Below are 12,559 nucleotides of genomic sequence, written 5' to 3'. Positions count from 1 at the left end.
AGGCGGGCGTGCAGTTCGATATTTTCCATCTGGCGCGGTCCGCCGCCCCGGGTGAAATGATACAGGTTCTGCGCCGCACAGGTCAGGAACGAAGCGTTGCAGTTGGCGTTGGCCAAGGCATTCGCGTTCGGGATGGCATTGCCGACAGTCGAGGCAACCGTGTTCGTCACGTTGTACAGCGGGTCGTTCAGCGTCCAGCTGTAGGGCGTCGACTTGAAGGCGCCCGAGGGGTTGGAGTTTTTCAGGTGCGTCCACAGGTACAGGTCGTTGCTGTCGCCCGCGCGGTCGATCAGCTTGATCGAATAGCGGTCGTCCGACATATCGGCAGTGCCATGGTCGTCAACCCAGACGTTCGACATGCCGTATTTGCGGGCGTCCTTGAGATCGTACTGCGAAGTGTTCTGCCCATCGGTCATCACCACGATGAACTTGAGCGTTTCGCTGTCCGTATAGGCGGCAGGGCGTGGGGTCGGCAGGGTGTCCATCGCGCCAGAGCTGACCATCGAGTCGATGATCGGGCGGGCGCTGGGGTCCAGCAGGGACGCGCCCCACTTTACGCCAAGGTCGATCGCGGTGTTGCCGTTGGCCGTAAGCGCATCGATCTGCGCCTTGAGGAACTCGGGGTCCGAACTGTGCGGAACGATCCGGGAGGTGTCACCGGTCGGGCACCAGGGCGAACTGTTCGTGATGCCGCCGGAATAGGGGTCAAAGTGGCCGATCTGCGTCAGCTGGTCGATCGTGTTGACCGCCGGCGTGCCGTAATCCGAGGCCGAGAAAGTCGCGCAGTAGGAAAACGGGTGTGCGTCTTCAAGGTTGAAATAGCTGGCCAGGTCTTCGCCCATGTTCACGGTCGCGTTGTAGGGTACAAGCGAAATCGAGATCAGCGTATCCGTGGCATCCGCCGGAATCAGGGTGTCGACAAAGGATTTCGCAGCCGTCTTGAGCTGTTCGATCTTGGTTCCGCTCATCGAGCCGGAAACGTCCAGCACCAGCGAGATTTCGATGTTCCCGATACCGTTCAAAGCGGTCGCGGCGCCGTCTGCCTGCAGGGTATCGACCCCAATCAGCCCCATCAGGTTCGACGGCATGGTGACATGCCCGGTGGCCTTCACTTCGCGGCGGCCGGTGCCTTCGGTCACCTCGACCGATTGCAGGGCATCCGCCATCCCCATGGCGGAAAAGTATTCCTGCACGGTCGTGGTCGGGTCCATTTCGTTGTCGACGTTGGCGGCGGCCAGCACGGCGCGGTCCAGGGTGTTCTGCACCTTGTTGCGCTTCAGCTCGGCGTGGATCATGTCGATCCCGATGCCGCCAAAGACCATCATCACCAGGGCGCCCGCAACAGCGAAGTACGACATGCTTCCGGACTCGTCCGCCCAGAAACGACCCAGCCAGCCGCCCGAAGCGGATGCGGTTGCGGGGGCGGGCAGCTTTGCCCCCTCTTTCAGCGCGTTCAAAACCATTTTCATTCCGTTACCTTCCCCCCAGGAAAATACTGGGTGTAAGCCACTGGGCACACATTTCGATGCTCAGTTTATGCTCGGAAAACAGGGCCAAAATTGGGCCATTTGATCTGCAATTTCCCTTATTTTTAAGGAGTTTCGTGAACAGTCAGGGCTGAGCTGCCGCTCTGTTTCGCCATCGGGGACAAACGGCGCAAAGATGGCAAAGATGTGCCCGTTCGATTGAGGGAATCGGGCGAAACAGAGGTTGGCTTTCCTTCAAGGCCCGTTACCTTGCCTGAAACGACAGTCGCGCTACCCCTTGCAAGACAGGGACACAGCATCGCACAGGGGGAGGGCAAGACCATGAACGGAGCGCCATCGAACGAGCCAAGTTTCCGTCAGTCCGTCGATCTTATGTACAACCGCGCCGTGGCGCTGATGGACCTGCCGCCGGGCCTCGAGGAAAAGATCAGGGTCTGCAATGCCACCTACACGGTGCGCTTTGGGGTGCGGCTGCGCGGCGGCATCCAGACCTTTGTCGGCTACCGCTCGGTGCATTCCGAACACATGGAACCGGTCAAGGGCGGCATCCGCTATGCCCTGTCCGTCAACCAGGACGAGGTCGAGGCGCTGGCGGCGCTGATGACATACAAATGCGCCCTGGTCGAAGCGCCCTTTGGCGGATCCAAGGGCGGGCTATGTGTCGACCCGCGCCAATACGACGAACACGAGATGGAGCAGATCACCCGCCGCTTTGCCTATGAGCTGATCAAGCGCGACCTGATCCACCCGTCGCAGAACGTCCCGGCCCCTGACATGGGCACGGGAGAACGCGAGATGGCCTGGATCGCGGATCAATACACCCGGATGAACACCACTGATATCAACGCGCGCGCGTGCGTGACGGGAAAACCGCTGAATGCGGGGGGCATCGCCGGCCGGGTCGAGGCGACGGGCCGGGGCGTGCAATACGCCCTGCGCGAATTCTTTCGCCATGACGATGACAAGGCCGCCGCCGGGCTGACAGGCACGCTGGACGGCAAGCGGATCATCGTGCAGGGGCTGGGCAACGTCGGCTATCACGCCGCCAAGTTCCTGAGCGAGCAGGACGGCGCCAGGATCACCGCCATCATCGAACACGATGGCGCGCTGTGCAACGACCGGGGCCTTAACGTCGAGGCAGTGCGCGACTGGATCGTCAGGACCGGCGGCGTGACGGGCTATCCGGACGCCGCCTATGTCGCCGACGGTGCCGCGCTGCTTCAGGCCGAGTGCGATATCCTGATCCCCGCCGCGCTTGAGGGGGTCATCAACCTGACCAACGCGCATGACATCAAGGCGCCACTGATCATCGAGGCCGCGAACGGGCCGATCACCGCCGGGGCCGACGATATCCTTCGCGCCAAGGGCACGGTGATCATCCCTGACATGTACGCCAATGCCGGCGGCGTCACCGTGTCCTACTTTGAATGGGTCAAGAACCTGTCGCACATCCGCTTTGGCCGGATGCAGCGCCGACAGGAGGAGTCGCGCCACCAGCTGGTCATCGACGAGTTGGAGCGCCTGTCGGCCGACACCGGGATCGGCTGGACGCTGTCGCCCGACTTCAAGCAAAAGTACCTGCGCGGCGCCGACGAGCTTGAGTTGGTCCGCTCGGGGCTGGATGACACGATGCGCATTGCCTACCAGGCCATGCGCGCGGTCTGGCACGGGCGGGACGACGTGACTGACCTGCGCACCGCGGCCTTTATCGTGGCCATCGACCGCGTCGCGGCCAGCTATCGGGCCAAGGGGCTGTAACGGCCCCGGGTCCGGGCAATCGCGCGCCGGGGGCCTGTCCTTTGGCGGCAATATGGCGGGCCTGTTTCAAATGCCGCGCGAAGTTGGATGAAATCGTCGACGAAGTTCACTTTCTCGCCGCAATCCCGCTCGGGTCTGACACCGAATTCCTAACTAGTCTTGATCAAGACGAGGCATCCTTCGTGCCGCGCACAAGAACAAGGGGAGTTACGGCCATGGGCGACACAGCCAGGTCTGACCCGCGCTTCTTGGGGGCAGAAGACGGTAACATCACCATTTTCCGGGATGTCCCGTGGGGGCCTACCCACGGGTTCGCCGAGGTATCGGTCTGTTCCGCCATGCGGCAAGCTGCCCGACCGGGGCGTCCGGGTCGGGGCTGCCTTGACCGCCGATACCCGGCGTGGCGACAATTCTGGGTTGATCAGGGAAACGGCTTTGAACGGCTTTGGACGCCCCTATTCCAATGGGTAGGGGCCCCTATTCTTGGGGTCGCCACAATTACCGCAGCGTCAAGCCGCAAAGGGGTCAAAAGGGTTAAAATGAACCAAACCCGGCCCATTCCTGCCCCATTCCTGACGGATTCAAGGTTCATTAACCAACTCAACCCCGCAGAAAGTGCCGGGGATGACTGCAAGGAATGCATGGCATGAAACACTCAATGAACATCATCGACGCCTTCGTCACCGACGAAGAAGGCAACGTAACGATTTTCTCGGTCTTCATGGTGGTGCTGGTTCTCATCATCACCGGGGCTTCGGTGGACATCATGCGTTTCGAAGCCACTCGGACCAAAATGCAAAGCTCCATGGACCGGGCGGTTCTGGCGGCGGCAGATTTGGATCAGAAACAGGACCCTGTCTTTGTGGTCAACGACTACATGAACAAGACGGGTCTGGAAGGCGTGGTCGCAAACGTGACCGTCGAAGAAGCCGCAAACTCTCGGACCGTCACCGCGTCGGGTACCGGCGTGCTGAACACAATCTTTTTGCACATGTCCGGATTTGACACGCTTACGGCTCCGGCAATCAGCGCAGCCGAGGAAAAGATCTCGAACGTGGAAATCTCGATGGTTCTCGATATTTCCGGCTCGATGCGCTGGAACGACCGGATGACCAAGATGAAACCGGCGGCCCAGGCCTTTGTGAACAAGGTCATGTCCGACGACACCAATGGTGTAACCACGCTCAGCGTCGTGCCCTATGCCGGCCATGTGAACCCCGGCAGCATCCTGTTCGACTACTTCCGTGGCAAGCGCCCGAAGATCAAGCACGAGAACAACGGCTGGGGCAACGGCGACCAGGACGCGCCCGGCAATTCGCTGTGCAACAACAACGCCGAAAACGCCGACGAAGGCGCGGCCGATCCGAGCTGTGGCGGCGGCGCGACCGCAACCTCGTCCGGCGGTTATTTCGACCCGTGGACTCAGGCGATCGACGATATGGTGTTCTACTTCGACACCGATGGTGACGGGATCTACGATATCGCCCACATGATCGCGAATTTTCCCGAAAACGCACCGCGCGATGCAGACATGTTCTTCCGCGGGGCTGTGGCCTATCTCTTTAGCCAGGACGGAAAGCTGACGCACGCCGATCAGTTCCTGGGTGCCTCTGTCAAAGGTGGCCAGCAGAAGGCAAACCCGACGCGGTATTTCCAGGTCAAGGGTGATCAGAACGGTGCGGAAAGCGATCTTGGCCCGACAAAGCACAAGGGCAAGCTTCCCGGCAGCACCTATTCGTACAACCAGGTGAACTTCGAGTACTGGGAGCAGTTCTACGAATCGCCGAACCCGCCTGTTTCAGAGACCACGGGCGAAGAACCCGTAGCGGACGGCGCGGACACGCAGCAGAACATCAACATGCCGGGTTCCTGCATCGAAATCTACGATGACGAATTCGCCACGACCGAGATGCCGAAGTCCGACGACTATGTTCCGCACTTCATGTACTGGGAGATCGACCGCGAAACGATGGACTGGGGCTGGTGCCCGAGCGAAAATGAAGCGGTGCAGTATTACTCCTCGGACCGTCAGCGCCTGGTGGACTTCATTGGTGGCATGCGTATGCATGACGGCACCGGTATCCAGTACGGTTTGAAATACGGCCTGGCACTGCTCGACCCGAACAACCGTGACGAAATGGGCTATCTGATCGAGGCCGGTCTCGTGGACCCCAGCTTTGCAGGCCGCCCGATCGACTGGAATGACCCGGAGACCGAGAAATACGTGGTCATCATGACCGACGGTCAGACCACCGATCAGTTCCGCCCGACCGATCCGCGTGCCGCGATCAACGGTGAGGTTGAACTGCAGAAGCAAAGTTCGGGCAAGTCCTACACCATGTCGAACACGCAAACCAATGTCAGCGACCTGATGCAACAGTGCAATCTGGCGAAGGAACGCGGTGTGACCGTATTCACCATCGCCTTCGAAACCAGCAATGCGGCGGCGGCAGACATGCTGGCCTGTGCTTCCTCGCCCAGCCACCATTTCCACGTCCAGGGCGATGAAATCGCAGATGCCTTTGACGCGGTTGCCCGCCAGATCAATAACCTGAGGCTGATCCAATGATGATGAACCGTCTAACAAGCTTTGCCCGACGCTTCCGCAAGGACGAGGACGGCAACGCCACTGTGGAATTCGCAGTCTACTTCACGGTCTTTTTCCTGCTGCTCGCAGCCGCCGTCGAGGTCGCCTACATGAACCTTCGTCATGCCATGCTGGAACGTGGTGTGGACCTGGCGACCCGGGAAATCCGGCTGAGCACGGGCGACATCCCCAGCTATACCGATGTGCGGGCGATGATCTGTGAAAAGGCCGCGATCCTGGACGACTGCGAGGCGAACCTGCGTCTTGAGATGGTTCAGGTCCAGCCGCGCGACTTTTCAGCGGCACCGGTCGATGCCGATTGCCAGAACGCTGCACAGGATCCGCACCCGGTACGCAACTTTGTGCCCGGCCGGGACAATGACCTGATGCTGATGCGCGCCTGCCTGAAGTACAAGCCGATGCTGCCGACCACGTCACTTGGCAAGAAACTCAACAAGGACGACGAAGGCTACGCCCAGATGGTCGTGACTTCCGCATTCGTCCAAGAACCGAGGTAAGACCATGTTCAAGCAGCTTCTTTCCCGCCTGAATGACTTTCGCCGCGATCAATCCGGCAACGTCACAATCGAAGCCGTGATCTGGTTGCCCCTGATCATGACCGTGCTTGCCGCCACCTTTTCGCTGCACGATGCGTTCCGCTACAAAAGCCTGAACGTCAAGGCGGCCTACACGATCTCTGACGCCCTGTCGCGTGAAACCGATCCGATCGACGGCGACTATCTTGATGGCATGGTGGATTTGTTGGCATTCCTGACACGTTCGAACGGACCCTATTCGTTGCGTGTGACGCTGGTGCGGTACAGCGATAGCGGCGGCTATGAGGTCGAGTGGTCCCAGGTTCGCGGGGGGTTCGAGGCAATGGCCTCCAGCACACTGGGCGGAATGACCGACAGCCTGCCGAGCATGCTGAACAACGAACGGATCATCGTCGTCGAGACGCAGACAGAGTACCAACCTCCATTCGAAGTGCCGGGTCTGAACACGGCCAGCCTGTTCTACAACTATGGGTTCACCCGCCCGCGTTTCGCCCCCAAGATCGTCTGGAGCGATGCCTGACCTACCGGCTGTCGCTGCTGGACCGGAGATTGTCGAAAACGACGGGGGCAGGGCAAGCAACGCATTGATACTTCTGGACAGGGCTGGCACGCTGGCCCTGTTTTCCATTGGAGGTGGCGATGCGCTTCTCGGGTCTGCGGGTTCTGAAAGAAGGGTTGACCGGCAACAAGGGCTGGTCCCCGCACTGGCGCGATCCGGCCCCAAAGGCCGAATATGACATCGTCATCATTGGTGGCGGCGGTCACGGGCTGGCCACGGCCTTTTACCTGGCCAAGGAACATGGGCTGACCAATGTCGCGGTGCTGGAAAAGGGCTATCTGGGCGGCGGCAACGTCGGGCGCAACACCACCATCGTGCGCGCCAACTACGGGCTGCCCGGAAACTCGGAGTTCTATTCCCATTCGCTCAAGCTGTGGGAGGGGATGGAAGACGAGCTGAACTACAACGTCATGCATTCGCAGCGCGGGATCATCAACCTGTTCCATTCCGACGGTGCACGCGACGCGGCGGCGCGGCGCGGCAATGCCATGGTCAACCAGGGCGACGACGCCATCCTGCTGGACCGGGACGGCGTGCGCAAACTGCTGCCCTACCTTGACCATGACAACATCCGGTTTCCGATCTACGGCGGGCTGTACCATCCGCGCGGCGGCACGGCGCGGCATGATGCGGTGGCCTGGGGCTATGCGCGCGGCGCCGATCAGCGCGGCGTCGATCTGATCCAGAACTGCGAAGTCACCGGCATCGACATCGAAGGCGGGCGCGTCACCGGGGTGCAGACCTCGCGCGGGGCGATCCGGGCCAAGAAGGTCGGGATCGTGGTCGCCGGACGCTCTGGCCTTGTGGCGGGGATGGCGGGAATGCGGCTGCCGATCGAAAGCCACGTCCTTCAGGCCTTTGTCACCGAGGGGCTGAAACCGGTGATCGACCACGTGGTGACATTCGGAATGGGGCATTTCTATATCAGCCAGTCCGACAAGGGCGGGTTGGTCTTTGGCGGCGATCTGGATTTCTATGCCTCCTATGCCGCGCGTGGCAACCTGCCGATGCAGGAGCACGTGATGGAGGCGGCGATGACCTTGATGCCGATCATCGGCAAGGCGCGGCTGCTGCGCAGCTGGGGCGGGATCATGGATATGTCGCCCGATGGTTCACCCATCATCGACAAGACGGGGATTGAGGGGCTCTATCTCAATTGCGGCTGGTGTTACGGCGGGTTCAAGGCGGTGCCGGGGTCGGGCTTCAGCTTTGCGCATCTGATCGCGCAGGACCGCCATCACGCCCCTGCGGCGCGGTTCCGGCTGGACCGGTTCGAAACCGGGCGCGGGCTGATGGACGAAGAGGGCACCGGCGCGCAGCATAACCTGCACTAGCGCGAGGGGAGGGGGTGGATTTGAGTGTTTTTGCCAAGAAGAAGGTGCTGGCGCTCTGCGTGCTGATCGACGGCGGCGCACAGGCGGGCGAGGTTCTGCCGGGCTGTTACGAGCGCGCCTATACGGCCGAGCACCTGGCGTCGCAGCCGGCGCAGGTGGTGCGGGAAATCCGGCTTTGGGTGGGGGATTGGACCACCGAGGTGGCCCGCGCGGGCAAGTTGGAGGTGATCGCCGCGAACCAGGGCCGGGCGCGCGCCAGTGACCAGCATGGCCGGGTGCTGACCCAGACCCTGTATTGTGGCAATGAGGCGGGCGAGGCCACGTGCCTGGCCGAATGCGACGGCGGATCGCTTGAGGTGCGCAAGCAGGACAGCGCGGGCATGACCTTTCGCACGCGCTATCTGATGGTGGGCGAGGTTGGCGGCTGCGGCGGATCGTTGGATCTGGCCGAGGTGCCGGGGCAATGGGTCAGCTACAAGCTGTTCCGCGTGCCTGATGCCCGCTGCGACGGAATGTGAGGAAGACATGAGGATACCCTGTCCGATCTGCGGCACGCGTGACCGGCGCGAATTCTATTACCAGGGCGCGGCAAGCCTGCTGGACCGGCCTGCGCCGGGTGCCGGGGGCGAGGTTTGGCACGCCTACCTGCACCTGCGCGACAACCCGGCGGGGCGGACAAGGGATCTGTGGTATCACGAGGCGGGCTGCGGCGCTTGGCTGGTGGTCGAGCGCGATACCCTGACCCACGAGATTTTCGGCGCCGCATTGGTGGAGACAAGCGATGCGGATTGATGGCAAGGGCCGGATCGACCGGAGCCGCCCGATCGGGTTTCGCTTTGACGGGCGCGGCTATCAGGGCTTTGCGGGCGACACATTGGCCTCGGCCCTGCTGGGTGAGGGGGTGCGGCTGGTCGGGCGCAGTTTCAAGTATCATCGCCCGCGCGGGGTTTTGACTGCCGGGTCAGAAGAGCCCAACGCGCTGGTCACCGTGCGCAGCGGCGCGCGGGCCGAGCCGAACACGCGCGCCACGATGCAAGAGCTGTTCGAGGGGCTTGAGGCGCGCAGCCAGAACCGCTGGCCTTCGCTGGCGCTGGACCTGATGGCGGTGAACGATCTGGCGTCGCCTTTTCTTGGCGCGGGGTTCTATTACAAGACATTCATGTGGCCCAAGGCCTTTTGGGAAAAGCTGTACGAGCCGGTCATTCGCCGCGCGGCGGGGCTTGGCGCGTTGTCCGGCAAACCGGTCGAGGATCGCTATGACCGGGCCTTTGCCTTTTGCGACGTGCTGGTGATCGGCGGCGGGCCTGCGGGCTTGATGGCGGCGCTGGCGGCGGGACGCGCCGGGGCGGATGTGATCCTGTGTGACGAAGGCCCGCAACTGGGCGGCCGTTTGTTGAACGAGGTCGAAGAGGTGGACGGCAAGCCCGCGCATCTTTGGGCCGCGGATGTGGCGGCCGAGCTGGCGGGCATGGACAATGTGCGCGTGATGACCCGCACGGCCGTGACCGGGGCTTTTGATCAGGGGACCTATGGGGCACTGCAAAAGGTGTCGCACCATCTGGCCGATGCCGGGGATCGCCCCCTGGAAACCTTTTGGCGGATCGCGGCAAAGCGCGCGGTGCTGTGCGCCGGGGCGCTGGAGCGGCACGTGGCCTTTCGCGATAACGACCGCCCCGGGATCATGATGGCGGGCGCCATGCGCGGCTATCTCAATCGCTATGGCGTGGTGGCGGGCAAAACCGTGGCGGTCTTTGGCAACAACGACGACGCCCACCGCACCGCGCGCGATCTGGCAGGGGCCGGGATGCATGTGGTGGCGCTGATCGACAGCCGCCATGACGCGCAGAACCTTGCCGGGGACGTGCCGTTCTACCCCGGCGCGCAGGTGACGCGGGGCCTGGGGCGGCAGGGTCTGGAAGGGATCGCGCTGCGCCTGCCGGATGGGCGCGAGGAACGCCTTGCGGTGCAGGCGTTGGGCGTGTCGGGGGGCTGGAACCCTTCGGTGCATCTGACCTGCCATCTGAACGGACGGCCAGTCTGGAACGATGACCTGCTGGCCTTTGTGCCGCGCGACGGGGCGGTTCCGGGGATGAGCGTCGCGGGCGCGGCGCGCGGTGCGTTTTCCACCGCCGCCTGCCTGCACGAGGGCGCCGAGGCCGGGCTGGAGGCCGCCCGGGCGCTGGGCCGCAAGGGCGCGTTGCCCAACGTGCCGCAGGCCGAGGATACACCTTACCGGCCCGGGCGGCTTTGGGCGGTTGCGGGCAAGGGCCGCGCCTGGCTGGATTTCCAGAACGACGTGACCGTGAAGGACGTCAAACAGGCCGCGCAGGAAAACTTCCGCTCGGTCGAGCATATGAAACGCTACACCACGCAGGGCATGGCGACCGATCAGGGCAAAAGCTCGAACGTTTTGGCGCTGGCGGTGCTGGCCGATGCCACCGGGCGCGGCATTCCCGAAACCGGCACGACCACCTTTCGTCCGCCATACACGCCTGTCGCCATCGCGGCGCTGGGCGCGGGGGCGCAGGGCAAGGGATTTGCGCCGCAACGGTTCACCACCTCGCACAAGGCCACGGTCGAACGCGGCGCGCCGATGATCGAGGCGGGGCTGTGGTACAGGCCCAGCTATTTCCCGCGCCCCGGCGAAACGACCTGGCGGCAAAGCTGTGACCGCGAGGTGCGCATGGTGCGCGAGGCGGTGGGGATTTGCGATGTCTCGACCCTGGGCAAGATCGAGCTGTTCGGGGCGGATGTCGGTGCGTTTCTGGATTTCGTCTATACCAACGTGTTCAGCACGCTGAAGGTGGGCAAGGTGCGTTATGGGCTGATGCTGCGCGAGGACGGCCATGTGATGGACGATGGCACCTGCGCGCGGCTGGGCGACAATCACTGGGTGATGACCACGACCACCGCCGCCGCCGGGCTGGTGATGCGGCACCTGGACTGGGTGAAGCAGGCGTTTTGCGCCGGGATGGATGTGCGCTTTACCTCGGCGACCGAGCAATGGGCGCAATTCGCCGTGGCCGGGCCAAAGTCGCGCGATTTGCTGAACGGGCTGCTGGATGCCCCGATCGACAACGACCGCTGTCCCTACATGGCCTGCGGCGCGGTGTCGGTTATGGGGGTCGGGGCGCGGCTGTTCCGCATCTCGTTCTCGGGCGAACACGCCTATGAGATCGCGGTGCCGGCGCGCTATGGCGACAGTCTTTTCCGCGAGCTTGTGGCGCGGGCCGAGGCGATGGGCGGCGGGGCCTATGGGATGGAGGCGCTGAACGTGCTGCGGATCGAAAAGGGCCATATCACCCATTCGGAAATCCACGGGCGCACCACTGCCTTTGATATCGGGTTTCAACGGATGCTGAGCGACAAGAAGGACTTTGTCGGCAAGGCATTGGCGGCGCGTCCGGGGCTGGTGGATGAAACCCGCGAACAGCTGATCGGCCTGCGCCCCGTTGGCGCGGTCAAGCAGATCCCGGCGGGGGCGCATCTGTTCGAAGCGGATGCCGCGCCAGTGCGCGAGAACGATCTTGGCTATGTCACCAGCACCGGCTTTTCCCCCACACTGAACGAGGTGCGGGCGCTGGCGTTCCTGCGCGGCGGACGGGCGCGGTATGGCGACAGGGTCAAGCTGGTCGATCACCTGCGGGGCGTCGAGACGCTGTGCGAGGTGAGCGACCCCGTGGCATTCGATCAGGAAGGAGGGCGGCTTCGTGGCTGAACTGATGGCACTCAGCCCCTGTGCCGGGCTGCTTCCGGTGACGCATGGGGACTGGACCTTGTCCGAGGTCGAGGCCGGGCATCTGACCTGGCTTTCACCCTTCAAGGGACAAGCGGCGGCGCTGGGCGCGGCCCTGCAAAAGGCGCATGGTCTGGACTGGCCTGCGGTTGGACAGGTCAGCACCGGCAAGGATGCCTGTTGTTTCTGGTCGGGCAGGGATCAGGCGATGCTGATGGGCCCCGCGCCCGACAAGGGGTTGCGCGATCACGCGGCGGTCAGCGACCAGTCGGACGGCTGGGCGGTGCTGCGCCTGACCGGCGCACAGGGGGCCGAGGTGTTGGCGCGACTGATGCCGGTTGACCTGCGCCCTGTCGCCTTTCCGGTGGGCAGCGCCCTGCGCACGCAATGCCAGCATGTCAACGTGATGGTGCTGCGCGAAAGCGCCGAGGCGATCGTTGTTCTGGGGTTTCGCTCCATGTCGCAGACTCTGGTGCACGAGATCGCAGAAGCGATGGTTTCGGTTGCCGCGCAGGGGCAGGCGGATTAGATAACCCGCGAC

9 protein-coding genes are annotated in these 12,559 nt (G+C 63.1%); all 9 read left to right on the top strand.

The features are described from left to right. Positions 1–1,808: 1,808 nt before the first annotated feature. The 9 genes from QF118_RS18315 to QF118_RS18275 all read left to right on the top strand — a co-directional run bounded on the left by QF118_RS18315 (position 1,809) and on the right by QF118_RS18275 (position 12,547). Positions 1,809–3,245 (top strand): Glu/Leu/Phe/Val family dehydrogenase, encoded by a 1,437-nt coding sequence (locus QF118_RS18315; RefSeq protein ID WP_282300476.1) that lies wholly within the window; start codon positions 1,809–1,811, stop codon positions 3,243–3,245. A 658-nt stretch (positions 3,246–3,903) separates the two neighbouring features. Further along, positions 3,904–5,814 carry a Tad domain-containing protein gene (locus tag QF118_RS18310; RefSeq protein ID WP_282300475.1) on the top strand — a complete coding sequence of 637 codons (1,911 nt, stop codon included), beginning with the start codon at positions 3,904–3,906 and terminating at the stop codon, positions 5,812–5,814. After that, complete coding sequence (locus QF118_RS18305; protein WP_282300474.1) at positions 5,811–6,350, top strand: TadE/TadG family type IV pilus assembly protein; 540 nt, start codon at positions 5,811–5,813, stop codon at positions 6,348–6,350. Before QF118_RS18310 ends, QF118_RS18305 begins: the two co-directional genes overlap by 4 nt. 4 nt (positions 6,351–6,354) lie before the next feature. Then, positions 6,355–6,909: a TadE/TadG family type IV pilus assembly protein gene (locus QF118_RS18300; RefSeq protein ID WP_282300473.1), complete on the top strand. Its 555-nt coding sequence runs from the start codon at positions 6,355–6,357 to the stop codon at positions 6,907–6,909. A gap of 119 nt (positions 6,910–7,028) precedes the next feature. Continuing rightward, entirely contained in the window at positions 7,029–8,282 is a 1,254-nt protein-coding gene (locus QF118_RS18295) for a sarcosine oxidase subunit beta family protein (RefSeq protein ID WP_282300472.1), read from the top strand. 20 nt (positions 8,283–8,302) lie between these two features. Then, on the top strand, positions 8,303–8,800 hold the full coding sequence (locus tag QF118_RS18290) for a hypothetical protein (RefSeq protein ID WP_282300471.1): 498 nt from the start codon (positions 8,303–8,305) through the stop codon (positions 8,798–8,800). 7 nt (positions 8,801–8,807) lie between these two features. Beyond that, positions 8,808–9,074: a sarcosine oxidase subunit delta gene (locus QF118_RS18285; protein WP_282300470.1), complete on the top strand. Its 267-nt coding sequence runs from the start codon at positions 8,808–8,810 to the stop codon at positions 9,072–9,074. After that, positions 9,064–12,000, top strand: coding sequence for a sarcosine oxidase subunit alpha family protein (locus tag QF118_RS18280; protein WP_282300469.1), 2,937 nt, complete (start codon positions 9,064–9,066; stop codon positions 11,998–12,000). Before QF118_RS18285 ends, QF118_RS18280 begins: the two co-directional genes overlap by 11 nt. Next, positions 11,993–12,547 (top strand): sarcosine oxidase subunit gamma, encoded by a 555-nt coding sequence (locus QF118_RS18275; protein WP_282300468.1) that lies wholly within the window; start codon positions 11,993–11,995, stop codon positions 12,545–12,547. Before QF118_RS18280 ends, QF118_RS18275 begins: the two co-directional genes overlap by 8 nt. The last annotated feature ends 12 nt before the right edge of the window (positions 12,548–12,559 follow it).

The organism is Tropicibacter oceani, from assembly GCF_029958925.1.
GTDB classification, from domain to species: Bacteria; Pseudomonadota; Alphaproteobacteria; order Rhodobacterales; family Rhodobacteraceae; genus Pacificoceanicola; species Pacificoceanicola oceani.
The sequence above is the reverse complement of the archived record's forward strand: the minus strand, read 5'-3'. Positions and strand labels throughout refer to the sequence as shown.

Excerpts from the sequence above, each read along its gene's own strand:
- QF118_RS18285 (WP_282300470.1), top strand. The coding sequence starts at position 8,808 with ATGAGGATACCCTGTCCGATCTGCGGCACGCGTGACCGGCGCGAATTC.
- QF118_RS18305 (WP_282300474.1), top strand. The coding sequence starts at position 5,811 with ATGATGATGAACCGTCTAACAAGCTTTGCCCGACGCTTCCGCAAGGAC.
- QF118_RS18280 (WP_282300469.1), top strand. The coding sequence starts at position 9,064 with ATGCGGATTGATGGCAAGGGCCGGATCGACCGGAGCCGCCCGATCGGG.
- QF118_RS18315 (WP_282300476.1), top strand. The coding sequence starts at position 1,809 with ATGAACGGAGCGCCATCGAACGAGCCAAGTTTCCGTCAGTCCGTCGAT.
- QF118_RS18300 (WP_282300473.1), top strand. The coding sequence starts at position 6,355 with ATGTTCAAGCAGCTTCTTTCCCGCCTGAATGACTTTCGCCGCGATCAA.
- QF118_RS18310 (WP_282300475.1), top strand. The coding sequence starts at position 3,904 with ATGAACATCATCGACGCCTTCGTCACCGACGAAGAAGGCAACGTAACG.
- QF118_RS18295 (WP_282300472.1), top strand. The coding sequence starts at position 7,029 with ATGCGCTTCTCGGGTCTGCGGGTTCTGAAAGAAGGGTTGACCGGCAAC.